This window comes from Pseudomonas syringae (genome assembly GCF_000737245.1).
GTDB classification, from domain to species: Bacteria; Pseudomonadota; Gammaproteobacteria; order Pseudomonadales; family Pseudomonadaceae; genus Aquipseudomonas; species Aquipseudomonas syringae_J.
In genome coordinates, this window is the sequence record NZ_JPQU01000053.1 from 1 (window position 1) to 23,925 (window position 23,925).

Sequence of the window (23,925 nt, forward strand, 5' to 3'; positions counted from 1 at the left end):
CACGGTGCCGGAGCGAAGGAACCCCTGGGAACCAGGGGCCGGACGTCAGCGAAAAATGGTTTCCCCCCTTTGCCGAAACAAAGGGGGTCGACCGTCAGGGCGAAACCGGACGCAAGCGCACCGCAAGTGCAATTGATACCCCGCCATATCAGCCGCAACGTTATTGAATAGACACCCAAACCTCTAACCCGCTAAGGTCGCCGCCTTCAACAAGGGGGCATTCATGGGCTATCTACTTTTTGTCACGCTGATCCAGGCGTTTTCCTTCAGCCTGATCGGGGTATTTCTGGCGGGGCATGTCGACAGTTATTTCGCAGTACTGATCCGTGTCGTACTCGCGGGTCTAGTGTTCATCCCGCTGACTCAGTGGCGTCGGGTCGAGCCGGGCTTCATGCGCGGCATGCTGGTGATCGGCGCGCTGCAATTCGGCATTACCTATGTCTGCCTGTACCTCAGCTTCCGCGTGCTGACCGTTCCGGAAGTGCTGCTGTTCACCATTCTCACGCCGCTGCATGTCACCCTCATCGAAGACGCACTCAATCGCCGCTTCAACCCTTGGGCGTTGCTGGCCGCGCTGGTTGCCGTACTGGGCGCCGGGGTGATCCGCTGGGACGGCATCGACGGCAACTTCCTCGGTGGTTTCCTGCTGCTGCAAGTCGCCAACTTCACCTATGCCGCCGGGCAGGTGTTGTACAAACATCTGGTGGCACGCTACCCCAGCGACCTGCCGCATTATCGGCGCTTCGGCTACTTCTACCTGGGCGCACTGATCATCGCCTTGCCCGCGTTCCTGATGTTCGGCAACGCCCAGCGCCTTCCGGATGCTGCCGATCAGTGGATGGTGCTGCTATTCCTGGGCCTGTGCTCCACGGCGCTGGGCATGTACTGGTGGAACAAAGGCGCTTGTCTGGTCAGCGGCGGCACCCTGGCAGTGTTCAACGTGCTGCACGTGCCTGTCGGGTTGCTGATCAATCTGCTGATCTGGAACCAGCACGAGCCGCTGGAGCGTCTGGCGTTTGGCGGGGTGCTGATTCTGGTGTCGTTGTGGATCAGTCGGTTGGGATCGACAAAGGCACAGTTGGCTTAGCAATCTGGCGTCGTCCGGACGCCGCGCTGTCGCGCAGCAAACACGGTCCCTGTAGGAGCGCACGAGCAGCGCGAGGCCGCGATGGCGGCGTATCAGGCACACCGCGATCGCGGCCTCGCGCTGCTCGTGAGCGCCTACAAAGTGATCCATTACACTTTCGCCAACCCCACCCGCATATCCGCGCCGCTAGGTTGCTGGTACAGGCTCAAGCCGAACTCCGGCAGCACCGCCAGCAGGTAATCGAAAATATCACCCTGAATACGCTCGTACTCGGCCCACACCGTGGTGCGGGTGAAGCAGTAGATTTCCAGAGGTACACCCTGGGCGGTGGTTTCCAGTTGGCGGACCATGCAGGTCATGTCGGGATTAATGTCTGGATGGCTTTTCAGGTAGGCCAGGGCGTAGGCGCGGAAGGTGCCGATGTTGGTCATGCGCCGACGGTTGGCTGACAGCGCTGCGACATTGCCCTGAGCCTGATTCCAGGCCAGCAGCTCGGCTTGTTTGCGGCCGATGTAGTCAGTCAGCAGGTGCACCTGACTCAGTTGCAGTTCCTCATCGTCGCGCACGAATCTTACGCCGCTGGCGTCGATGAACAGGCTGCGTTTGATGCGTCGCCCACCGGACTGCTGCATGCCGCGCCAGTTCTTGAACGACTCGGACATCAAGCGCCAGGTCGGGATCGAGACGATGGTCTTGTCGAAGTTCTGCACCTTGACCGTATGCAGCGTGATGTCCACTACATCGCCGTCCGCGCCGACCTGGGGCATTTCGATCCAGTCGCCGACCCGCAGCATGTCATTGCTGGTCAACTGCACGCTGGCGACAAATGACAGTAGGGTGTCTTTGTAGACCAACAGAATCACCGCCGACATTGCACCCAGACCCGAAAGCAGCAACAGCGGCGAGCGGTCGATGAGGGTGGCGACAATGATGATGGCGGCAAAGATATATAGAATCATTTTCGCCAGTTGCACGTAACCCTTGATCGAGCGGGTGCGGGCATGGGTGGTGCGGGCGTAGATATCCAGCAGCGCGTTGAGCAGCGCCCCCATCACCAGGGTCAGGAACAGAATGGTGAAGGCCAGGGCAATGTTGCCGATTACGGTTTTGGCGGTATCGCTCAAGGCCGGCACTAGGTTCAGCCCGAACTGGATCACGAGCGACGGCACTATCTGCGCCAGGCGATGAAAGACCTTGTTGTGCAGCAAGTCATTGAGCCAGTGCAGCGCCGGTTGGCGGCCGAGCATTTTAGTCGCATAGAGGATCAGAAACCGCGCCAGTCGGCCCGAAACAAGGGCGACAACCAGCAAAAGCATCAGGCCAAGGCTGGCGTGCAGCACAGGATGTTGATCGAGCACGGCCCAGAGTTCCTGAACGCGCTGCCATAACGATTGAATATCCATGGGTATCGGTAATCCAGAAGAAAAAGCGTGGCAATTAGAGCATTCATGACGTCAAGAAGGGCATAGGCTGGAAAATTGCGTAACAAAATCGGCCATTGGTGGTAAAGAAACTCGGTTATGGCGCCCGAAACCGTTACGCTATGCGCCGTATTTTTGTTTTTCGTCGAGGTAACACCCGTGTTTTCCGAATTCGCCCTGCACGAACGCCTGCTTAAAGCTGTGGCCGAGCTTAAATTTGTCGAGCCTACGCCTGTGCAAGCAGCGGCCATTCCTCTGGCCCTGGAAGGGCGTGACCTGCGGGTGACGGCGCAAACCGGTAGCGGCAAGACTGCGGCATTTGTATTACCGATCCTCAATCGCCTCATGGGCCCGGCCAAGGTTCGCGTCGACATTCGCGCCGTGATCCTGCTGCCAACCCGTGAGTTGGCGCAGCAGACCCTCAAGGAAGTGGAGCGCTTCTCGCAATTCACTTTCATCAAGTCCGGTCTGATCACTGGCGGTGAAGACTTCAAGGTCCAGGCCGCCATGTTGCGCAAGGTGCCGGACATTCTGATCGGTACGCCGGGCCGTTTGCTGGAGCAACTGAACGCCGGCAACCTGGACTTGAAGAACGTTGAAGTGCTGGTCCTGGACGAAGCCGACCGCATGCTGGATATGGGTTTCTCGGAAGACGTCGAGCGTCTGGCCAACGAATGCTCCAATCGCCAGCAAACCCTGCTGTTCTCGGCCACCACAGGTGGTGCAGGCCTGCGTGAAATGATCAGCAAAGTGCTGAACGATCCGCAGCACTTGCAGGTGAACAGCGTCAGCGAGCTGGCTTCCGGTACTCGTCAGCAGATCATCACCGCTGACCACAACAGCCACAAAGAGCAGATCGTGCACTGGCTGCTGGCCAACGAGACGTATCAGAAGGCGATCATCTTCACTAACACCAAGGCCTTGGCCGACCGCTTGTACGGCCGCCTGGTGGCGCTGGACTACAAGGCTTTCGTGCTGCATGGCGACAAGGATCAGAAGGACCGCAAGGCGGCCATTGATCGCTTGAAGCAGGGCGGCACCAAGATTCTCGTGGCGACCGACGTGGCGGCCCGCGGTCTGGATGTTGAAGGCCTGGATCTGGTGATCAACTTCGACATGCCGCGCAGTGGCGACGATTATGTGCACCGCATCGGCCGTACTGGTCGTGCGGGCGGCGAAGGCTTGGCGATCTCGCTGATCTGCCATGGCGACTGGAACCTGATGTCCAGCGTCGAGCGCTACCTGAAGCAGAGCTTCGAGCGCCGCACCATCAAAGAAGTCAAAGGCACCTACGGCGGGCCGAAGAAGGTCAAGGCGTCAGGCAAAGCTGTCGGCGTGAAGAAGAAAAAGACCGACGCCAAGGGCGACAAGAAGAAAACCGGGGCCAAGGCACCGACCAAGCGCAAGATCACCAACCGCCCGAAGACCGACGCCTTGTCGCTGGTCAGCAAAGACGGCATGGCCCCGCTGAAAAAGCGCAAGACTGAAACGCCTGCGGCTGAGTAACACTGGCCGAAAATCTGTAGGAGCGCGCTTGCCCGCGATGGCGTCTACTCAGACAACAGTGTGTTGTCAGGGATAATGCATCGCGGGCAAGCGCGCTCCTACAAGCCGGTTTATTCCACCTTCTTCTCCGCCGTCCCCAACTCCTTCATCCGCTCATCAATCAGCTGACATTTATCCGGCAGTTCTGCCGCTTCGGTTTTCAAATCCATTTTCTGCAATTCGTCATTGATCTCTTTGGCTTTGGCTGGATTCTGCTCGGTCAGCTTCTGGACTTGCCTGGCCAGTTGCTCGCGCTTGGCGGTGGCTTCCTCCGGCGTGCAGGCCCAAGCGGGAAGGGCGGCCAGCAGGAGCACAGCTGTAGTTACACTTAACAGGGTTTTCATAAATGCCTCTATATCCATGATGGGCTTGTGGGATTGAGGTTGGATTGACGTTAAAAGTTCAGCGCGACCGCCTGGAGGCTGGCGCTGAACGGCTAAGGATCAGGCGTGTCACAACCAGCATAGGAAGCAATCACTCACGCTGGTTGGAGGTAATAAAAATGGATAAGAAGACTTATGACTGGGATCTCGTTGAACGTCTGCTGCATGAAGTGCAGAACAGCGCCGACGACTCATTCAAACCCCGCAAATATGCCGAAGAGCACGCGGCTGCTCTGGCAGCAGATGGGGAAGAGGTGGGGAATCTGGATCATCTGAAAGCAATTGCCGGCGAGTACGAGTCTCTACTGCTAAATCGTGGTTTCATTCAGTCGCGCCCTGAAGAAGACGGTGGCAACGGTGAAAACTTCATTCTGACCCCGCGCGGTGCACAGCTGTTGGCGCTGATCGATAGCAGCATTCCCGGCAATGACCATCCGCGCCAGGTGCTCGATGATCAGGAAGATCCACTGGATCCGCCGACGTTCGAGATACTGGCAGCAAAGGCGCAGATTGCCTGATATCGAAATTCTGTAGGAGCTGCCGAAAGCTGCGAATCGCGATCTGCCTGACACATCGCCTGCGCAGCCCTCGTAACCTCGGCCAGATCCTACAGGTGGGCAATGGTTCAGCCCGCTGTCACCGCTTTCAGGCAACTCAAATCGGTAAAGTCCTTGCGTGTGTCGGCGATCTTGGTCAATAGGCGCTGACGCTGGTCCGGCGTGCTCTGGGCCATCAGGTCCACTAGAAGAGAGATAGCGGCCTGTTCCGTACGCTCGTAGGCCACACGATATTGCGGAGTCCAGAAGGTTTCGCGGTCCTGCAGCAGTTTGGCGATCTTGCCGGGAAATTCAGGGGACTGGCGTTCCTGAACCGTTGCTAAAAACAGCGTCTGCCAGCGCGCGCGGTTGTCCAGCCAGGCGCGGTTCTGTTCGCCTAGCGATGTCGACCAATCCTGAATCCGTTGCTGTTGCGCCGCGTTGAGTTTGCCCATCCACGGGTTCAAGCGTTTTTCCATACGTTCGGCGCGGTCGCTGATTTGGGTATTCAGCGGCTCCTTGAGGAATTCGTTCTCACGCTTGCGCTGGTCCTTGGCGAAAGCCGCCTGCATTTCCTGCACCTGCTTGTCATCGAGCTGCACCAACAACTCCACCGCAGACGGCGTGATCTGTCGGGATATCTGCGCGATGGCCTGCTTGGCTTCGTCGGTGCGGGCCTGAAGTCCGCCGGTAGTGACCTGGTTGGTTTCCACCATCTGTTGCAGGCGGTCCAGCCAGGTCAGGTAACTTGGCAGCTGAGTACTGCAATGCCAGCTCAGGTGGTCCTTCAGGCGGGTGTTGAACCAGCCCTTCTGCGAGGTGTTCATGTCCAGGTAGTCGCTCAGCGACCAAGGGATGATGATGTCCAGATTGCGATAGGCGAGCCCGATGCGACTGCAGCCGGACAACACCAGCAGGGCCATCAACAACGAAATGAAGGCTTTGAACGGGGTACGCATGACCACTCCTGGATTGACCTGCCTGATGTGTAGAGCAGGGCCGAGAGTAGCAGTTCAGTGATTCAGAAAAATGAGCGCACGGCCTTGAGGGTAAAGGTGCCTTCGCATTGCGGGTTGTGCCCGCTGTAGGCACTGCAATCAGTGCCGGTGAGGCTGGAGCCGCTGTAGATCAGGTTCATATCGACACCAAGCCACGGCCTGGAGAGATTCAGCGACCAATCATTGAAGCCGCTGACCATGCTGCCGTCCGATATCTGTTGCGGCGTCTCGTACTGGTGGTTCGCGTATTGCACACGCACGCCCAACCCCAGTTGTTCAATACCCCCGAGATCGACAATCAAGGTGCTGTCCCGTCGCCCTACATCGTTGCTGAAGGCGGCACCAATTCGGCTATTGAGTACGCGTAGCCCGGCATAGAATTCGTGGGTATCCAGCTGACTGGTGTCCGGATAGCTGTAATGGATCATGCCCAGCTCGTAGCCCAGGGTCTGATCGAAGGGCTTCTTGAAGCCCATGTAGGAGTCGACTTCAAAGGTGCTGTCTGGCGTCACGCCTACATTGGGTGACCATTGTCCGAAATAGAAGCCGCTGTCGTGGGTCAGGTCCAGGCCGCCATGAAACGAGCCCCCGCCACTCTGGGTGACCAGGCCTTGCGCCATGCTGCGGGTAGGTGTGGTACCGAGTTTCAGGCTGAAATCGCCCCACTCCCGCTCCATTATCTGGGCGGACGCTGACTGGCAAATGAGCAGAGCGCCAAATGTAAGCGCGCAACAGCGAATATTGAGCATGGTGCTCACTCCTTTAGCTTACGGAGAGGGCAGGTTGAAATGGCCAGAGGCCCAAGAGGACTACAAGAAAGCCGCGAGATAGAGCCTCGCAAGCATACCGTTGAAAATCAGCTTAAGCAGACCGCTCGTCGATCCGCCCTGCATCAATTTGCCGCAGTTGCCTGGCTCTGGGGAATAACCAGACCCCGGATCACCACCAGCGCCTGTTCAAAAGACGGGTAACCGCTCTTGGCAACGTCCAGTTCGGCGTAGGCTGCACGGTAGCTTTCGGACTTTTTCTGATCGGTCATGCTCAGTTGCTGCGAGAGCAGGGCGATGGCCAGTGGATGCTTGCGCTTGGCGGCATCTTCAAGCAGCTCAATGACTCGCGGTTGATCGGCTTGCTGGCGAATCAACAGCACCGCCATGTAGAACTCGGCTTCACCTGACGTATCGTCCACGCCTGCGCGGCGCAGCATCGCTTCGGCCAGTTCATAGTTTTCCCGGTCGGCTTCACTGATCAACAGCTTGGCTTGCAGCATGTCGTTCTGATACAGCAAATGCTCGGCACGGCATTGACTGCCCGCGGGATAACCGTCATCGGGAGCGTTGTTGCAGGTGTGAGAGGCACAGCCGGTCAGGGTGATCAGTGCGCCGAGCAGCATCCAGTTCTTCATTCGTGCATTCCGCAGAGGGCTGGCTTCAAGACATCATCCTGCCCGTGGTCGCGCTTCTTATCAACTTAAAGGGTCAACGAGCACAACAGTGGACAACAGGGTTTGCAGTCAGTTTGAAACGGGAGGGAGGCTACGAAGGCTGAAAATCTGGCGCTTTGGCCCTAACGCTTCAATTCAAAAGCGGTCAGGAAAGGCAAAGCGCATAGAGATTCAAAACTGGAGCGGGGAAGAATTACTTCTTGCCGAGGGTAATCTGTTTGGACGGGCCGAAGGTCTGGCCGCTGACGCCTTTGGCGATCTGTTGGATTTCGCCACCGGACTTGAGGAAAGCAGCAATCTGGGCGTTGATCGAATCGCTCGTTTCAACGGCTGGAGCTGGCTTTGCTTTCGAGTTGGATGCTTTTACGCGCATGGCTGCCATTAACCTATATAAACTTGATACGGCCAGCAATGGTACACGAATCACTTGACAATTGCTTGGTAAATATCCCTCTAAAAACACAAGGCGATTATCGCCGTCATGGATGCTTCAATTAATTATTCCGGCTAAGCGATTGTTTTAATTGAGAAGATAATTGTATTGAGAGCGCCAGCGGTGAATTATCGCCTCCGGTTTTTTGCTTGGCATCGGACGAGCGGGCGGGATCAGGGCGAGTGCCTGCCTGCGCTAGATCATTGATTTTCCGTAGCTTTCGGCCTTGCGCCGCGAAGCTATCGGGCACCAGCGTCTTCGCCGACAAACTCGGGTAGAATGCCGCCCACGTAATGAGGGTATTTGCACATGGCTTTAATCGGGCGTTACAACAGCTTGCAAGTGGTTAAACACACTAACTTCGGTCTGTATCTGGATGGCGGCGCGGACGGCGAAATATTGCTGCCTAACCGTTACATCCCCAAGGATATTCCCAGCGAAGATGAGGACTGGCTCAACGTCTTTGTTTATCTGGACAGCGAAGACAAGCTGTTGGCCACCACAGAAAAACCCAAGGTCCAGGTCGGTGAATTCGCCAGCCTGAAAGTGCTTGAGGTCAATAGCATCGGCGTTTTCCTGGACTGGGGCCTACCCAAGGATCTGCTGCTGCCGTACTCCGAAGAAAAACGCACCTTGCAGGCGGGCGATTACTGCGTGGTGCATGTCTATCTGGACAAGCACACCCGACGCATCACCGCAACGGCGCGTCTGGATCGCTATCTGGACAAGACACCGGCCAGTTACAGCGTGGGTCAGGAAGTTGATCTGCTGGTTGCCGAAGCCACCGATATGGGTTTCAAGGCGATCATCAACAACAAGCACTGGGGCCTGATTCACAAGAACGAAGTATTCAAGTTCATGCGCGCCGGCAAGCAGGAAAAAGGCTTCATCAAGGAAATTCGCACGGATGGCAACATCAGCCTGAGTCTGCAGCCGGTGGGTGAAGAGGCCGCCAGCAGCCTGAACTCCAAGATTCTGGGCAAGCTGCGGGAAAACAACGGCGTGCTGCCGGTCAGCGACAAGAGCGATCCGCAAGTGATCAGCAATCTGTTCGGCGTCAGCAAAGGCAATTTCAAGAAGGCCATCGGTGCGTTGTACAAACAAGGTCAGATCGTGATCCACGCCGACCGTATCGAGCTGGTCTGACGCTTCATCGCCTATTCATCGGTTAAAAGCGGGAGCAGGGATCGTTTCCGGGTAAAAGTCAGTCCAAAGCGGCAGCGCGCTCATCAAGCGCGCCGCCGCCAATTCCACGGATCAGACAAGGATGCCCCGATGAAAAGAACCCTCTGCGCTTATTTCAGTGTCCTGCTGACGTTCCTGATTCTGGACGGCATCTGGCTCGGCTGGCTCATGGGCCCGACTTATCGGGAATGGCTGGGGCCGTTGATGCTCGCCAAGCCGGTTATCTTTCCGGCGGTAGTGTTCTATCTGCTGTATGCCTTCGGGGTGGTGATGCTGGCGGTCAAGTCGGCCCTGCGTCGCAACAGCTTGACCCATGCCCTGCAACGCAGCGCCCTGCTGGGGCTGGTGGCTTATGGCACTTACGATCTGACCAATTGGGCCACGCTGCAAGGCTGGCCTGCGCAATTGGCGTTGGTGGATCTGGCGTGGGGTACTTTCATCTCCGCAGCAGCGGGGGCGGTTGGGTACCTCGTAGCGCGGCGCGTTTCATAAAGTATTATGGCCAACTCTGTGGGAGCGAGCTTGCTCGCGAAGGCGGCGGTACATTCGGCACATCAACTGTGTGTGAAATATTGCCTTCGCGAGCAAGCTCGCTCCCACTAGTTCCAACAGTTCAAGCATCAGCGCTGCAGAAAATCCGCAAAACTCAGGCCCGCACCCGTCGGCCGCACATCTTTCAAGAACGAATCCTTATCCGCGCTCAACTCGAGGCTCACCGTTGATTTGCGCTGGCCTTTGTTGCGAATGGTCAGGCCTTCCATGTGATCGCGCAGGAATACGGTAGTGACTTTCAGGTGCAGCAGTTCATCGGTGTCCGGCGTGTGCAGCAGCAGGTGCACCCACTCGTATTGCCCGACGGCCAGGCGCGGTACCGGCAGGTCGAACCACCAGATGTTGCGGTTGGTGTTCAGCGCGGCGAAGTGGGTGTTGTTGGTACCCAGCACGGCACCGCCCAGCTGTTGGTTGCGGCGTGCGATGGCCTGCTTTTTATCGAGTTTCATAATGTTCCTGCGGATCATGTTTCTGCGGATCAATGTATTCAGCGCGCCGAGTCATGCCCGTCGTCGCCTGATTGCGTTGCGCATTCTCGGGGGTCGGCACGCAAACTTAAAGGCAAACTTTCAAATAGCGCCTCTTTCAAAGCCACGCCTGAGCAGACGAACGGGCGCAGCGCCGGGAAAAATAATTGAAACTCTCGGCAAATGCAGCCGGTCAATCTTTGTGTCGAGGCAATGACCTCTCATTATTTTTCGGAGTAATCCTATGAGCAGCACTGGCGATAAAGTTAAAGGCATGGCTAATGAAGCTGTCGGTAACGTCAAGCAAGGCGTAGGCAAGGCAACCGATAACCAAAAGCTTCAAGGTGAAGGCAAAGCTCAGGAATTGAAGGGCGAAGCTCAACAGGCCGTCGGCAAAACCAAAGATGCCGTGAAAAAAGGCGTCGACAAGGCATAAGCCTAACCTCAGCCCGGATTGAACTCCGGGTCTGACGCGTAACGTGACGGCCATCTCAGGATGGCCGTTGTTGTTTCTGATCTACTGATTTTGAAACCTTTTCCCGGCTGATCCAGTCCACTGGATAAGGTAAAACGCCACTATCTGTGCTCCAGTCGTGTGAGAAGCGCAGTACCCGCCCATCTGAATGTGTAAGCTGCGCCAGTTTATGTAGCGAAGGAGACGCCATGATTTTCCCGGAATTGCGCCAACTGCCTCTGGGCAAGGTGATGGTACGTACGGTCAGTGAATTCCTCGATGATGAGATGTCGACCTACGCGTCGGCGCTGGCTTATCAGATGCTGTTCTCGTTATTCCCCTTCCTGCTGTTCCTCATTGCCCTGATCGGCTTTCTGCATTTGCCGGACTTTTTCTCCTGGCTGCGTCTGCAATCGGAGCTGGTGTTGCCGCCTCAGGCTCTGGAGCAGGTCAACCCGGTCATCGACCAGCTGCAGCAATCCAAGGGTGGCCTGCTGTCCATTGGTATCTTCATTGCGTTGTGGACCGCTTCGGCCGGCGTACGGCTGATGATGAGCGCCATGAACGCCGCCTATGATGTGGTTGAAGCACGCCCGGTCTGGAAGCGCATCCCGCTCTCGGTGCTGTACACCATCGGCATCGCGATGATGATGCTGGCAGTGGCGGCCTTGATGGTCACAGGCCCGCAGGTCATGAACTGGCTGGCCGCGCAGATCGGCATGGAAGAGTTCATCGTCACTCTCTGGACCATTTTGCGCTGGCCCCTGATCGTGATGCTGCTGATGGTCGCGGTGGCTTTGATCTACTACGTCATGCCTGATGTGAAACAGGAGTTTCGCTTCATCACGCCTGGCTCGGTGCTGGCAGTGGTGGTGTGGATCATGGCTTCGTTGGGTTTTGGCTACTACGTCAAAACGTTCGCGGATTACAACGCCATGTACGGCAGCATTGGCGCGATCATTGTCTTGCTGCTGTATTTTTATATTTCTGCGGCAGTGCTTTTGCTCGGTGCGGAAATGAATGCCGTGGTCGAGCACATGTCGGCTGAAGGCAAAGACAAAGGCGAGAAAGAAGAGGGTGACGGCGCGGTGGAATCGACCCACAAGCAGCCGGTCTCCGGGCTGGGGCGCGATCATTCCGTGCCACTGCCAGCCAAGGCCGGGGATTCCTGAATCCAGCTGGCTGCATCAATGCCCTGCAACTATGGCAGGATGATGTTTTCAATCGATGGATACGCGCTGTCATGATCCGCGACATTCTGAAGATGGGCGACCCGCGCTTGCTGCGCATCGCCCCAGCGGTACCCGAATCGATGTTCGGCACTGCCGAGCTCAAGACCCTGATTGCCGATATGTTCCAGACCATGGAAAGCGTCGGCGGCGTTGGTCTGGCAGCACCGCAGATCGGCGTTGATCTGCAAGTGGTGATCTTTGGTTTTGAACGCAGCGAACGTTATCCCGACGCCGAAGCAGTGCCTCAGACGATCCTGCTCAACCCACTGATCACGCCTTTGAGCCCGTTGATGGAAGAGGGCTGGGAAGGCTGTCTTTCAGTGCCCGGCCTGCGTGGCGCGGTTGACCGCTATCAGAGCATTCGTTACGAAGGGTTCGACCCCGACGGTCAGCCGATCCAGCGAATCGCCAACGGGTTTCACGCGAGGGTGGTGCAACACGAGTGCGATCACCTGATTGGCCGTCTATACCCTTCGCGCATCACTGATTTCAGCAAGTTCGGCTTTATGGACGTGATGTTTCCGGACATGGACCCGAATGCGGATGAGTGAGTCGCTCCAGGTTGTCAGTTTTTTCAGGCACACCTCAATACGGTAGGAGCGCACCGAGGTTACGAGGCCCGCGATAGCGGTGCATCAGGCAGTACGCTATCGCTGCCTCGCGCTGCTCGTGAGCTCCTACAGGTTATTCGGAGGCCGCGATGACATCGCCACCAACGCCTTGGCCCGACTGTAGCGCATCAGCTTTTCTGCCAGCGATTGCGGTAGATCATCGGTCAACGCAAAGCCTTGCCGCTCGTAGAAGCCAGCCAGATCCGGATCGCAGAAAAGCCACACCGTGCCGGTTGAATCCTTCAATGCCTGGGCAATCAATCGCCCCGCAATCCCTTCGCTGCGCCGCTCCGGTTCCACGAACAAACCGGTCAGCCAATTCCCGCCCGACACAGGCCTCAAGCACAGCGCGCCAATGATGTCCGGCTGCCTGGCCACCCACATCTGCGCGCCACTGGATGAGCGCATGGCAGAGCGATGGCTGCGGTAGAACTTGTCCAGCAAGGGCTGGCACACTTCGGGCAACAGGACGAATTCGATGTCAGGCATGGGGCAGGCAGCATGGTGAGAAGCTGCGCATGATAACGCGGGTGGATTGCTCAATGGGTGTATAACAAAGGTCGGATCCCTCAACGTGGAGCACGCATCATGAGCAAAGGCATGGATTCAAAGAAAGCAGCAAAGAAAAAGCCGGCCAAGACCCTCGACGAAAAACGCGCTGACAAAAAAGCCAAGAAATCCGATACCGGGCTTTTTGGGCATTGATCGAAGTGTTTTAGGGTTTTGATGTCTGAAGTGGGAGCGGTGCTTGCCCGCGATAGGGCTGGACGCGGTTTGACTTTAAATCACGGTGCCCTTATCGCGGGCAAGCACCGCTCCCACCGGGAAAGGATTATCAAATTGAGCACGCATAAACGATGATCCAAACCCTCACCCAACTCTCCATGTACACCGCCCCCGACCGCGTCCAGCTGGCCAGCGAGGCCTGGCTTGGGCGCATCTGCCAATTGCTCGGCGTACAACGTGAGGCGGCAGCGCTGGAACTGCCCGACCTCTGGCTCTCAAAGCATCTTTTGCTGGCACAAACCTGCGGTTATCCGCTAATGACCCTGTTACGCGACAACGTGCGGCTGGTGGGTCGCCCGGTGTACGAGCTGCCCCACAGCGCCGCAGGCAACCATTGCAGTTTGTTGATGGTGCGCGCTGACGATCCCCGGACTGAACTGCAAGAATTTTTCGGCAGCCATGGCCTGATCAACAGTGAAGACTCCAACTCCGGCATGAACCTGCTGCGCCATGCCTTGGCGCCGCTGCAACGTGACGGGCGTTTCTTCGCTGATGTCTCCCTCACCGGCGGTCATCGCCTGAGCCTGCGCGGGCTCAAGGAGCGGCGCGGTGATCTGACGGCCATCGACAGTGTGACTTATGACTATTTGGCCCGTGACGGCAGCGAAGAAATCGCTGGCCTACGCATCCTCGCCCGCAGCGCCGCCAGTCCGTGCCTGCCGTTTATCACGGCGCGAAGCCTCGACGCGGCACAAGCCGAGGGCATCCGTCAGGCGATGAATCAAGCGCTGCTGGACCTGCCCGAAGTCGCCGATGTATTGGCCATCTCCCACGTACAGCCCGCGAGCATGGCGGATTATCAGGTATTGCTCGATTATCAGCAGCAGGCCATCAACCTGGGTTTGCCATCGCTGTTCGCCTGACATACATCTCCAGCACAACTAATCTGCCTTTTGCGATGTCGATAACTTCAACTGTTCAAATCGTTTCGCAGCGCGTCTGTAGGTGCGCACGAGCAAAGCGAGGCCGCGATGGCGATTTGTCTGACACACCGCAATCGCGGCCTCGCGGTGCTCGTGCGCTCCTACAGGTGATAGCGCTATTGGCTAATTTCCCATGTAAACCAGAGGTGACCATGACATCAATCAGAACCCTGCTCGGCTGTTCGCTTCTGGCGCTCGGTCTACTTGGCCAGCCTGTGGCTGCGGCGGATAAAGCTACGCCGATCCATTTCGGTGACATCACCTGGGAAAGTGGCAGCCTGATCACTGAAATTCTGCGCACCATCGTCGAAAAGGGCTATGGCTACCCCACTGACACCTTGCCGGGGAGCACCGTGAGCCTGGAGGCCGCGTTGGCCAAGAACGACATTCAGGTCATTGGTGAAGAGTGGGCCGGGCGCAGTCCGGCGTGGGTCAAGGCGCAAAGCGAAGGCAAGGTTCACGGCCTGGGCAACATCGTCAAAGGCGCCACCGAAGGCTGGTGGGTGCCGGAGTTCGTGATCAAGGGCGACCCCGCCAAAGGCATCAAACCGTTGGCGCCGGACCTCAAGTCAGTCGCCGACCTGCCACGCTACAAGGACGTATTCAAAGACCCGGAATCGCCACAGCAAGGCCGTTTCCTCAACAGCCCGACCGGCTGGACCTCTGAGATCGTCAACACTCAAAAACTCAAGGCTTATGGCCTGACCGACAGTTACGTGAACTTCCGTACCGGTTCGGGCGCGGCGCTGGATGCTGAAATCAGCTCGTCGATCCATCGTGGCAAGCCGGTACTGTTTTACTACTGGTCGCCAACGCCGCTGCTGGGACGCTTCAAGTTGATCAAACTGGAAGAGCCGCCGTTCGATGCCGAAGCCTGGAAAACCCTCGCCGATGCCAACAACCCGAACCCAAAGGGCACCCGTTCACTTGAGCCGCACCTGAGCATCGGCGTGTCCGATCCGTTCCATAAACAGTACCCGGATCTGGTGGCCTTCTTCGAGAAAGTTGATCTGCCCATCGATCTGCTCAACCAGACCCTGGGCCAGATGAGCGAAAAACGCGAACAACCCAAAGCCGTCGCTCAGGCGTTTCTAAAGGAACACCCTGAAGTCTGGAAAGCCTGGCTGCCAGCAGACGTGGCCGGCAAGGTCGCCAGTAGCCTTTGAATACACTCGATGCGCCCCGTATTTGACGCCGCGCTGTCGCACAGCAAACGCGATCCCTGTAGGAGCGCACGAGCACCGCGAGGCCGCGATGGCACCGCTATCGCTGCCTCGCGCTGCTCGTGAGCTCCTGCACAGGTGTCATGAATAAACGGGTTAAGCATTTCCAATGAACGCATCTGACGGCCTGTTCCAAACCGCTCACCTCACGCTACGGGAACTCTCCCTCGCAGATGGCCAGGCTCTGTCCGCGATCCTGGCCGACCCCGAGGTGATGCGCTATTCCGTGCGAGGCGTGATGACTGCGCACGCCACCGATGAGTTCATCCAGTGGTGCATGGAGTCTTATGCCGATTTTGGCTTTGGGCCGTGGGCCATAGTCGATAAGGCCAGTGGCGAACTGGCGGGTTTTTGCGGACTCAATCAGGAGCGGGTCGATGGCGCCGATGAGATCGAACTGGGCTATCGACTGGCGCCGCATTACTGGGGGCGTGGCTTGGCCACAGAGGCCGTCCGCGCCACGCTGGAGCATGGCTTCGGAGAGCTTGGCCTGGGGTCGATCATCGCCATCGTCCAGCCCGGCAATGCGGCATCCGTGCGGGTCATACAGAAGACAGGCTTCAGCAGTTTTGTTTACAGCCAGTACCATCGGCTGGCCGTGCGAATCTATAGGATGACCCGCGAACAATGGCTGACGGAAGAGATTCGTTAGCGTCACGGGTTATCAGGTAGCGACACCGATAATGCTAGAGCGGGCTGTAGCTGCTAGGTTCACAAGGCAGTCATGGAATAAACGGGAGGCATCATGACGTTCCGCAAGCCGGTTTCCGCTGCGGGTTTGACCCTGGCTTTCGTGCTGTTGATCAGTGTATCCAGCACCCTCGTACGAAATGCTCAGGCATCCGAGGTGGACGATAGCGCGCTGGCGTTTGTCCAGGAGCGACACCTGGGTGAAAGCCTTGGCTGGCTGGGTTATCAAGTGGCTTCCCGGACTCCCGCCTTTGGCAGCATTGTCGAGGCCATTGGCAAAACACAGGCTCAGGCGCTGGTTAAGGATGAGCTGCAACGTCTACAGCCCCAATTCCAGGCGCAATGGGACCGCAATCTGGCGGCGGCTTACGCTCTGTCATTCACCGCTGAGGAGTTGCAGGCGATGAACAAGGGCGCTGATCCACCGATGCTGGCCAATAAATTGCGGGCCAAACAGAATGATGTCGGCATGGACATGAAGGCGCGTTCTGCCGACCTGCTCAGGGACTATGTTTCCCAGGCGCTGAACAACGCGCAGGCTTCGCTTACCCACTGATTAACAATTGACTCACTTGGAGGTAAACCCATGGACCCATTCATGCAGGCGGCGATCGACGAAGCACAACTCGGGCTGGAGGAGGGCGGCATCCCCATCGGTTCAGTGATCGTGCATGACGGCAAAATCATCGGTCGCGGGCATAACCGCCGTGTGCAGGAAGGCAGTGCCATCAAGCACGGCGAAATGGATGCCCTGGAAAATGCCGGCCGCCAACCCGCCAGCGTCTACCGCGATGCCGTGCTCTACACCACCTTGTCGCCGTGCTCGATGTGCAGCGGCGCGATCCTGCTGTATGGCATCCGCAAGATCATCGTCGGCGAAAACCAGACCTTCATGGGCGAAGAAGAGCTACTGCGTTCGCGGGGTGTGAACGTCGAGGTGATTCACAACGCCACCTGCGTGGACATGATGAAAGGCTTCATCGCCAGCAAACCCGAGTTGTGGAATGAGGATATCGGGGAGTAGACCGTCAGGCCCTGAGATACACACCGCTGACTGGATCAAATTGCGTTACTCACATGGGAGTGCGCTCCCACAGGAGATTTTTATGGCCGCAAGCCCGCATCACGACCCTTGAGAAAAACTTTACCCCGCACAAAAACACTCATATGAGTTCCCACCCGCCTGAACGATGCTAATCTGGCCTCATTAAATCCATTCGTCTGATGGGTATTTCGGATGTCGGTGCAGTTTCGCAATAACGTAAAAGTCATGGGCGAAGGCCCCGCCACGCTGATGTTTGCCCATGGTTTTGGCTGTGATCAGAATATGTGGCGGTTCATGGCGCCGCTGTTTGCCGAGCGATACCGTGTGGTGCTGTTCGACATGGTCGGTAACGGCGGGTCCGATATTTCCGCCTGGTATCCACGCAGGTATGACTCCCTGGACGGCTACGCCAACGACCTGTTGGAAATCGTCAACGAGTTTGCCGGGCCGGGGCCTTTGATTCATATCGGACATTCGGTCAGCGCCATGATCGCCGTCCTTGCTGATCTCAAGGACCCGGGGCATTTTGACGCCCACGTGATGATCGGTCCGTCCCCTTGCTACATCAACGACGGTGACTACCACGGCGGCTTCAGCCCGCAAGACATCGAATCGTTGCTGGAGGCACTGGACAGCAACTATTTGGGCTGGTCGGGCAATATGGCGCCGGCGATCATGGGCGCTCCCGAGCATCCGGAGCTGGGCCAGGAGCTGGCCGACAGTTTCTGCCGCGCCGACCCGGAAATCGCCAAGCAGTTTGCCCGGGTTACGTTCACATCCGACCATCGCCAGCAGGTTGCACGGCTCACCACCAATACCCTGATCCTGCAATGCAGTGACGACCTCATCGCGCCGGTAGAGGTCGGGGATTTTCTCCATCGCGTGATTGCCGGCAGCACCCTGCGTCGCATCGAAAATGTCGGCCATTGTCCGCACATGAGCGCACCCAATGCCTGCATCGCCGCCATTGACGAATTCCTCGCCGCTTCTGGAGTAGTCGCTTTTGTTAAATGATGTCGACGCCCTGCCGGGTAGCGATGAGCTGATCGAGAACGCGCCCTGTGGTTTGTTGCTGACCCTGGACGACGGCACGATAAAACGCGCCAACATGACTTTCTGCCGCTGGCTGGGCATGCCCCGCGAAGCGCTGTTGGGCCGCCGGTTTCAGGATCTTTTAAGCATGGGCGGGAAGCTCTTTTATCAGACCCATTGTCTGCCGTTACTGCAACTGCGCGGCTCGGTGGCCGAGGTAAAACTCGATATGCTGCGTCAGGACGGCAGCGGCATTAGCGTGATCGTCAATGCCGTTCGCCGACAGACCCCTCACGGCGTGATCCAGGAACTGGCGCTGTTCGGCGCCCAGGAGCGGACCACCTACGAGCGGGAGCTGACGGCCTCGCGAAAGATGGCTGAAGAGCTGTTGTTGCAGCAATTGGCCTCGCAGAAGGAACTCTCGTCCGCACAGAACCGCCTGCGTCTGGCCGAGATTGAAGCGGACATCCGTGCAACCTTCGCTGAACAGATGGTTGGTTTCGTCAGCCATGACCTGCGCAATCCCCTGGCAGCGATCAAGATGGCCGCCGGGTTGATTGGTCTGGACCCGTTGAGCGAGCGGCAACAGCGCAGCCTTGACCACGTGATGGTCTCGGTGGAACGTGCCCAGCGGCTGATCGTCAACCTGCTGGACTTCACCCAGGCTCGGGTCGGCCGGGGGATTACCGTGCTGCCCCAAGCCATCGACCTGCATAAGGTGATAGGCCGGTGCGTGGAAGAACTCAGGCTGATGTTCCCTGACCGCACGCTGATTCATCGAATCGAAGGGGAAGGGGCGTGCAGCGCCGATGCCGATCGATTATTCGAGCTGGTGGAAAATCTGGTCAGCAATGCCGTGGCCTATGGTGCTCCCGACAGTGAAGTCGTCGTGACCTCGGCGTTTGAAGCGCAGTGGATCAAGGTCTCGGTCCACAACCACGGAGCACCCATTGGGCCGGAGCTTGTCGGCAGTTTGTTTGAACCCATGCTGTATGGCGTCGCCGAAGATAATGATGCGCATACCGTCGGGCTCGGTCTGTTCATTGTCCGGGAAATCGCCCGGGCGCATTGGGGGGATGTCAGCCTGAGCTCCAGCGAGGAAGAAGGCACCACCTTCGTGGCGAGCCTGGCGCGGCCGGTGGGGTGATGAGATTCCCTGTTGGAGCGAGGCTTGCCCGCGAATTAGCCGACGCGGTTAGTCAGGCACACCGCTTTATCGTTCTTCACGGGCAAGCCTCGCTCCAACAGGTCACACCACCACCGTCAACCACGTCGACACCAGCAACAACCCCGCCATGCAGCGGTTGAAGCGCTGCATGCTTAGCGGCGAGCGGAAAAACCGGTTGGCGCTCACGCCCAGCAAGGCCCAGACGGTCATGCAGGGGATGGCGATGGCGAAAAACAGCAGCGCCAGATAGACGACTCGTAACGTGCGATCGGCCTCTGTTCCGGCGAATACGCTGACCACCGCCAACGCCATCATCCAGGTTTTAGGATTGACCAGTTGCAGGCTCGCCGCTCCCCAAAGCCCCAGGCGCGGGCCTTTGCTGTCGGTGCCTTCTATCTCGATGGCTGCCGGAGGCGCACGGAAAATCTGCCAGGCCATCCAGCTCAGCCAGGCGATGCCGATCCACGACATGGTGGTCTGAAGGATTTGATGCCGCGCCAGAAAATCCCCGACCCCCGTTCCCACCAGCAGCACAAGCCCGGCGGCGCCCGCGCAGGCTCCCATCACGATAGGCACGGCGGCCAAAAGGCCGTGTCGCGAGGTGTTGGTGAGCACCAGAATATTGGTGGGCCCCGGCGTGATCGAGGAAACAAAGGCAAACAGCATGAAGGGCAAGAACGCGTCCATGACACAACTCTGGGTGATTGATCGTCAGTCGATCATCGCCGCCGCCGGTGCGTCAGTCTGGAAGGTTTGAGCAGCGCTTTCGGTAGTCGGCCGGCGTCACGCGGTAGGCACGGCGGAACCAGCGCCCCAAGTGACTCTGGTCGGCAAAACCCAGGCTCGCGGCCACCTCTGCGGGGGATTGCCCGCCCGCGAGCAGACGTCGCGCCTGGGCCAGCCGCAGTTGAATCAGATAGGCGTGGGGCGCCAGCCCGAAGGCGGCCTTGAAGGCCCGGGTCAGACGAAAGCGGTCGACACCGGTCACCCGCGCCAAGTCATCCAGCCCGATGTCCTGGGTCATGTGACCGTGCAGGAAATCCCTGGCAGTCTGCGCCACCAGGGGCAGGCGCGGATCCGGATTGATCAGGGTTCGCCAACGCAGGTGGCCGGTCAGATTGGCCAGTAGATCATCCAGTGCGGTCTGGCGCACGATGCGCATTTCCTGACCATGCAGCGAACGGAAGGCATTGGCGGTGGCGTTGGCCAGGCGCAAATCGTCGGCCTGGGTCGCGGCGAAACTGAGTTGGCAATGGCTGGGTGTCTGCTCGAACAGCGAATGCAGCTCGCGGTCCAGCCACTTCGGGTCCAGGTACAGCGTCTGGTAGGTAAAACCTCCTGGGGTCGGAGCATCGCCATCATGAATCTCACCGGGCTCCAGCAGAAACACCCGGCCTGGCGTGCTGATGTATTGCTGCCGCTGGCAATGGAATTGCTGCACCCCTTGCTCGGTAAATCCGACCAGATAGCTGTCATGCCAGTGCGGATCGTAGGCATGACCTTCAAAATGCGCCCGAATCGTCTCAATGCCGGAGTCTGCGTCCTGCTTCAAGTCGATCCAGTTGCTGCTGGTCATGGTGAGTTCCTGCTAAAAAGGTTTGGCTATGCAAATGAGTGCATGCTTGCTGGATTTTCATCCGTCTGGATTATATTGGTCCGAAGTTCTGCCGAAAGTCTGGAAGATTTGTGCAGTGAGGCGCTACAGTCGTGGTGCCTCGGCATTTTCGCATTACCATTGCTCCCAATTACCACTCACGCATACAGGACTGACATGAGGCAATCCATCGCCGACGATGTAGCGATAATCGGTCGGATAAGTGCTGTACCTGCCATTCTTCAAGTCATCAGCGAAACCACCAGCATGGGTTTTGCAGCCGTGGCGCGTGTCACCGATTCATCCTGGACCGCTTGTGCGGTGCTCGACAAGCTCGATTTTGGCTTGCAACCGGGCGGTGAGCTGGAGTTGACCACCACCATCTGCCATGAAATCCATGCCTCTCAACTGCATGAGTCGGTGATTATCGACTGTGTCAGCGAGGACGATAAGTATCGGCTGCATCACACGCCGCAGATCTACAAGTTTCAGAGCTACATATCGGTGCCAGTGTTCCTCTCCGACGGTTCATTCTTTGGCACCATCTGCGCCCTTGATCCAAACCCCGCCAAACTGAAAAACACCTCCATTGAGTCGATGATGACTTCGTTTGCGCGGCTATTGGCGATCCAGATCGAAGCCGAGGAAAGCCTGGAACGCGCCCGAGAGGATCTGCGCGCCGAGCGTGAAGTCTCCGAGTGGCGCGAGCAGTTTATCGCCGTGCTGGGACATGATCTGCGCAACCCGTTGTTCGCCATTACCGCCAGTGCCGAGCTGCTGCTGCGCAAGCCGCTCGACGAAAAGGCACACAGGATCGCCCAGCATATTCTCACCTCCGGCAAGCGCGCTTCGCACCTGGTGAATGACGTGCTCGATTTCGCCAGAGGGCGTCTGGGCCACGGTATTCCGCTGAGCCTGTGTGAATGCGACGACCTGGAAGCCGCGTTGCAGCATGTGGTTGCCGAAGTGCAGCACATTCACCCGTCGCGGCGGATTCGTTCGAGCATTGCCGGCCTTGAGCAAGTGCGGTGTGATCGTGAGCGCATCGCTCAGCTGCTATCCAACCTCGTAGCCAACGCCATCGCCCACGGCGACTCCAATGGTGAAGTTGAGGTGGCGGCCGGTATTGCCGTGGGCGAGCTGTGTATCAGCGTAAGTAACCAGGGTGAGCCGATTCCCGAGGATGTTTTGCCACAACTGTTCCAGCCTTATTCACGACCGGGCGCAGAAGAGCCGCAGGCCGGATTGGGGCTTGGTCTCTATATCGCCAGCCAGATCGCTCAGGCCCATGGTGGGAGGCTGGACGTGCGCTCGACCCGGGATGACGGCACCACTTTCACCTTCAGCATGCCGCTGATCTGAATCAGAGCTGCAGATCGAAACTGCCTTTGCCCAGACATTCACCATTGATCAGCACATCCAGCTCGTGCCTGCCGGCGTAATGCACCCGGGTGGTGAAATTGCGCAGTTGTGGTTTGCGGGTCACGATCAGCGATTCGCCGGCACCGAGCTCCAGGGTTTTTAGCTTGAAGACCTTGGCCGAGGTGCCGCCGGACTTTTTCACGTAGTGAATCGCGTAATCAATGATCAGGCGCTGACTTCGCGCAGACGTCGAGGTCACGCGAAATTCGAGACTCAGGGTTTCGCCCAGCCGAATGCTCTGCGGCGAGACGCTGAGCTGATCCACCCGCACATCCGCCCTGTGACCTGCACCCATGATCCCCAGCGCCCGGCGATCACCTTTCTTGATCAGCGAGCGCAGTGCATGTCGGGCGATCCAGGCAGTGTGCGGGTTCTCCAGTGACCAGCCTTCCAGGTAGTCGAGCACCCAGTCAGGGTTGTCCTTGGTAATGTCGTTGAGGTGATTGGCCACAGATTTGCGCACGTACAAACTGCTGTCGGCCTTGAGGTTCTCCAGGATCGACAGCACCGGCGACGGGTCGGCCAACAACGGCTCTATTCGGAACGACCACGGCAGGCGCGGGCGGCTGCCTTCACTGGCCAGGCGTCGCACATGCTCGTTTTCGTCCTGCGACCAGCCTTGCATGATGCCCAGTGCGCGGGGCAAATCCAGGCGCAAAAAGTGCCGCACGGCAAACTCCGACGAACCGAACGTCGTGAAGAATTTCAACGCCTGCATCGAGCGCTCGAAATCGTGCTGGCCGTAAAGCGCTACGTATTCCGGCAGGATCAGGCTGACAAAACTGCTGTTCAAGCGTGGCGCCAGTGCATAGAGAATCGCCAGCGCCTCGGGATAATCGGTCGGCAGCCCGGCATGCAGGCCGCGGCTGACGCGGTTGAGGCGCTGCATCAACGACTGGCTGTCCAGGTCGTGGGCGACGTGGGCCAGAAACGCGGGCGTATCGAACCCCGGATAAACCGCCGTGGTCTGCTCGGCGATGTGCTGCAACCGGGCCAGGTTAAATATTTCTTTGAGCGCCGGAGCGGCTTGCGGGGTATCGGTCATGGTATTTCCCAGTTAACACATTTTGGTAGGAGCTCGCGCAATGTCCCTGACGCCATGCTGTCACGGAGCAAACACGGACCTTGTAGGAGCGCGCTTGCCCGCGATGCGATTTCAGAGCCGCCACATTTGTCGCCTGTCTGGAAGCCATCGCGGGCAAGCGCGCTCCTACGGCAGTCTGTCTCATTGCACATCCTTGTTACAAACTTGAAACCGCTTCACTTGCCCATCACACCGGCCTGAGGCGAACCTACGTGGGTAATCGCCATCAAACGCCTGAATCGTTACCGTTTCCCACAGAAGGTAAGTGATGAACAGTTCTGCGCGACTTTTAGCAATCTCCACGCTGAGCGGCCTATTTTTGACCGGCCTGGCCAGTGTTTCCCAGGCCCAGACCTTGCCTAACAGCACGATCAATAACGGCAACCCGAATAACAGCCCCATCCACCGCGCCAATCCCAACAGCCGTCAGGGCACTGAGTCGAGTATCCCGCCGGTGCGTGGCCCAAGTACTGCGCCCAATCCGCGCCCCCCGACCCTGGAGAACGGCGGCATCCGTAACGGCTATCCTGATCGTCAGCAGCCTGTCAGGCCGTCGGGCGGCGACCGCAAAACCACCGATTGAGTTTTTCATTCCCCCGTCCGCCGCGGG

General features: G+C 58.1%; 28 protein-coding genes. 17 read left to right on the forward strand and 11 right to left on the reverse strand.

Translation table 11 applies throughout. The features are described from left to right. Positions 1–223 precede the first annotated feature (223 nt). On the forward strand, positions 224–1,087 hold the full coding sequence (locus tag IV01_RS07395; protein ID WP_032630169.1) for an EamA family transporter: 864 nt from the start codon (positions 224–226) through the stop codon (positions 1,085–1,087). 149 nt (positions 1,088–1,236) lie between these two features. Here the strand turns inward: IV01_RS07395 and IV01_RS07390 are convergent, their stop codons facing one another. Further along, positions 1,237–2,490 (reverse strand): mechanosensitive ion channel family protein, encoded by a 1,254-nt coding sequence (locus IV01_RS07390; protein WP_032630170.1) that lies wholly within the window; start codon positions 2,488–2,490, stop codon positions 1,237–1,239. 177 nt (positions 2,491–2,667) lie between these two features. Between IV01_RS07390 and IV01_RS07385 the strand changes: the two genes are divergently transcribed. After that, positions 2,668–4,014, forward strand: coding sequence for a DEAD/DEAH box helicase (locus IV01_RS07385; protein WP_032630201.1), 1,347 nt, complete (start codon positions 2,668–2,670; stop codon positions 4,012–4,014). A gap of 110 nt (positions 4,015–4,124) precedes the next feature. Here IV01_RS07385 and IV01_RS07380 read toward each other — a convergent pair whose 3' ends face one another. After that, positions 4,125–4,397, reverse strand: a complete 273-nt coding sequence (locus tag IV01_RS07380) for a hypothetical protein (protein ID WP_032630171.1) — start codon at positions 4,395–4,397, stop codon at positions 4,125–4,127. 158 nt (positions 4,398–4,555) lie between these two features. On the opposite strand from IV01_RS07380, the gene IV01_RS07375 reads away from it, so the two are divergent. After that, positions 4,556–4,954, forward strand: coding sequence for a hypothetical protein (locus IV01_RS07375; protein WP_032630172.1), 399 nt, complete (start codon positions 4,556–4,558; stop codon positions 4,952–4,954). Between the two features lie 107 nt (positions 4,955–5,061). Here the strand turns inward: IV01_RS07375 and IV01_RS07370 are convergent, their stop codons facing one another. From IV01_RS07370 to IV01_RS07355, 4 genes are all read right to left on the reverse strand, one after another. After that, entirely contained in the window at positions 5,062–5,931 is an 870-nt protein-coding gene (locus IV01_RS07370) for a DUF6279 family lipoprotein (protein WP_032630173.1), read from the reverse strand. A 62-nt stretch (positions 5,932–5,993) separates the two neighbouring features. Then, positions 5,994–6,719 carry a TorF family putative porin gene (locus IV01_RS07365; RefSeq protein WP_032630174.1) on the reverse strand — a complete coding sequence of 242 codons (726 nt, stop codon included), beginning with the start codon at positions 6,717–6,719 and terminating at the stop codon, positions 5,994–5,996. 143 nt (positions 6,720–6,862) lie between these two features. Continuing rightward, positions 6,863–7,375, reverse strand: a complete 513-nt coding sequence (locus IV01_RS07360) for a hypothetical protein (protein WP_032630175.1) — start codon at positions 7,373–7,375, stop codon at positions 6,863–6,865. A 232-nt stretch (positions 7,376–7,607) separates the two neighbouring features. After that, positions 7,608–7,796: a hypothetical protein gene (locus IV01_RS07355; protein WP_027898056.1), complete on the reverse strand. Its 189-nt coding sequence runs from the start codon at positions 7,794–7,796 to the stop codon at positions 7,608–7,610. A 360-nt stretch (positions 7,797–8,156) separates the two neighbouring features. Here IV01_RS07355 and IV01_RS07350 point away from each other — a divergent pair, with 360 nt between their 5' ends. Then, entirely contained in the window at positions 8,157–8,993 is an 837-nt protein-coding gene (locus IV01_RS07350) for a S1 RNA-binding domain-containing protein (protein ID WP_032630176.1), read from the forward strand. 129 nt (positions 8,994–9,122) lie between these two features. Then, on the forward strand, positions 9,123–9,524 hold the full coding sequence (locus IV01_RS07345; RefSeq protein WP_032630177.1) for a DUF2177 family protein: 402 nt from the start codon (positions 9,123–9,125) through the stop codon (positions 9,522–9,524). Between the two features lie 128 nt (positions 9,525–9,652). Here the strand turns inward: IV01_RS07345 and IV01_RS07340 are convergent, their stop codons facing one another. Continuing rightward, positions 9,653–10,033: a hypothetical protein gene (locus IV01_RS07340; protein WP_032630178.1), complete on the reverse strand. Its 381-nt coding sequence runs from the start codon at positions 10,031–10,033 to the stop codon at positions 9,653–9,655. 262 nt (positions 10,034–10,295) lie between these two features. On the opposite strand from IV01_RS07340, the gene IV01_RS07335 reads away from it, so the two are divergent. The 3 genes from IV01_RS07335 to def all read left to right on the forward strand — a co-directional run bounded on the left by IV01_RS07335 (position 10,296) and on the right by def (position 12,288). Further along, entirely contained in the window at positions 10,296–10,487 is a 192-nt protein-coding gene (locus IV01_RS07335; RefSeq protein ID WP_032630179.1) for a CsbD family protein, read from the forward strand. Between the two features lie 227 nt (positions 10,488–10,714). Continuing rightward, the gene (locus IV01_RS07330) at positions 10,715–11,677 is read left to right on the forward strand and encodes a YihY/virulence factor BrkB family protein (RefSeq protein ID WP_032630180.1); all 963 of its coding nucleotides are present in this window, start codon (positions 10,715–10,717) and stop codon (positions 11,675–11,677) included. 71 nt (positions 11,678–11,748) lie between these two features. Further along, the gene (def, locus tag IV01_RS07325) at positions 11,749–12,288 is read left to right on the forward strand and encodes a peptide deformylase (RefSeq protein ID WP_032630181.1); all 540 of its coding nucleotides are present in this window, start codon (positions 11,749–11,751) and stop codon (positions 12,286–12,288) included. A 126-nt stretch (positions 12,289–12,414) separates the two neighbouring features. Here def and IV01_RS07320 read toward each other — a convergent pair whose 3' ends face one another. Beyond that, positions 12,415–12,837: a GNAT family N-acetyltransferase gene (locus IV01_RS07320; protein ID WP_032630182.1), complete on the reverse strand. Its 423-nt coding sequence runs from the start codon at positions 12,835–12,837 to the stop codon at positions 12,415–12,417. Positions 12,838–13,205: 368 nt separating this feature from the next. Here IV01_RS07320 and IV01_RS07315 point away from each other — a divergent pair, with 368 nt between their 5' ends. The 7 genes from IV01_RS07315 to IV01_RS07285 all read left to right on the forward strand — a co-directional run bounded on the left by IV01_RS07315 (position 13,206) and on the right by IV01_RS07285 (position 19,194). Continuing rightward, entirely contained in the window at positions 13,206–13,997 is a 792-nt protein-coding gene (locus IV01_RS07315) for a phosphate/phosphite/phosphonate ABC transporter substrate-binding protein (RefSeq protein ID WP_032630183.1), read from the forward strand. 212 nt (positions 13,998–14,209) lie between these two features. After that, positions 14,210–15,223, forward strand: coding sequence for an ABC transporter substrate-binding protein (locus IV01_RS07310; protein WP_032630184.1), 1,014 nt, complete (start codon positions 14,210–14,212; stop codon positions 15,221–15,223). 166 nt (positions 15,224–15,389) lie between these two features. Next, a complete protein-coding gene (locus IV01_RS07305; protein ID WP_032630185.1) occupies positions 15,390–15,932 on the forward strand; it encodes a GNAT family N-acetyltransferase in 543 nt (180 codons plus the stop codon). A gap of 93 nt (positions 15,933–16,025) precedes the next feature. Continuing rightward, the gene (locus IV01_RS07300; RefSeq protein WP_050507820.1) at positions 16,026–16,526 is read left to right on the forward strand and encodes a hypothetical protein; all 501 of its coding nucleotides are present in this window, start codon (positions 16,026–16,028) and stop codon (positions 16,524–16,526) included. A 30-nt stretch (positions 16,527–16,556) separates the two neighbouring features. Continuing rightward, positions 16,557–16,994: a nucleoside deaminase gene (locus tag IV01_RS07295; protein WP_032630186.1), complete on the forward strand. Its 438-nt coding sequence runs from the start codon at positions 16,557–16,559 to the stop codon at positions 16,992–16,994. Between the two features lie 213 nt (positions 16,995–17,207). Then, entirely contained in the window at positions 17,208–18,029 is an 822-nt protein-coding gene (locus tag IV01_RS07290) for an alpha/beta fold hydrolase (protein WP_032630187.1), read from the forward strand. Continuing rightward, positions 18,019–19,194 (forward strand): PAS domain-containing sensor histidine kinase, encoded by a 1,176-nt coding sequence (locus IV01_RS07285; protein WP_032630188.1) that lies wholly within the window; start codon positions 18,019–18,021, stop codon positions 19,192–19,194. Before IV01_RS07290 ends, IV01_RS07285 begins: the two co-directional genes overlap by 11 nt. Positions 19,195–19,296: 102 nt before the next feature. Here IV01_RS07285 and IV01_RS07280 read toward each other — a convergent pair whose 3' ends face one another. Together IV01_RS07280 and IV01_RS07275 are read right to left on the reverse strand one after the other, a co-directional pair. Next, positions 19,297–19,902 (reverse strand): LysE family translocator, encoded by a 606-nt coding sequence (locus tag IV01_RS07280; protein ID WP_032630189.1) that lies wholly within the window; start codon positions 19,900–19,902, stop codon positions 19,297–19,299. A 52-nt stretch (positions 19,903–19,954) separates the two neighbouring features. Further along, on the reverse strand, positions 19,955–20,791 hold the full coding sequence (locus IV01_RS07275) for an AraC family transcriptional regulator (protein WP_032630190.1): 837 nt from the start codon (positions 20,789–20,791) through the stop codon (positions 19,955–19,957). A 195-nt stretch (positions 20,792–20,986) separates the two neighbouring features. Here IV01_RS07275 and IV01_RS07270 point away from each other — a divergent pair, with 195 nt between their 5' ends. Beyond that, the gene (locus IV01_RS07270) at positions 20,987–22,171 is read left to right on the forward strand and encodes a sensor histidine kinase (protein WP_032630191.1); all 1,185 of its coding nucleotides are present in this window, start codon (positions 20,987–20,989) and stop codon (positions 22,169–22,171) included. A 1-nt stretch (position 22,172) separates the two neighbouring features. On the opposite strand, the gene IV01_RS07265 is transcribed toward IV01_RS07270, so the two are convergent. Next, on the reverse strand, positions 22,173–23,276 hold the full coding sequence (locus IV01_RS07265) for a DNA alkylation repair protein (RefSeq protein WP_032630192.1): 1,104 nt from the start codon (positions 23,274–23,276) through the stop codon (positions 22,173–22,175). Positions 23,277–23,583: 307 nt separating this feature from the next. Here IV01_RS07265 and IV01_RS07260 point away from each other — a divergent pair, with 307 nt between their 5' ends. Next, on the forward strand, positions 23,584–23,898 hold the full coding sequence (locus IV01_RS07260; protein ID WP_032630193.1) for a hypothetical protein: 315 nt from the start codon (positions 23,584–23,586) through the stop codon (positions 23,896–23,898). The last annotated feature ends 27 nt before the right edge of the window (positions 23,899–23,925 follow it).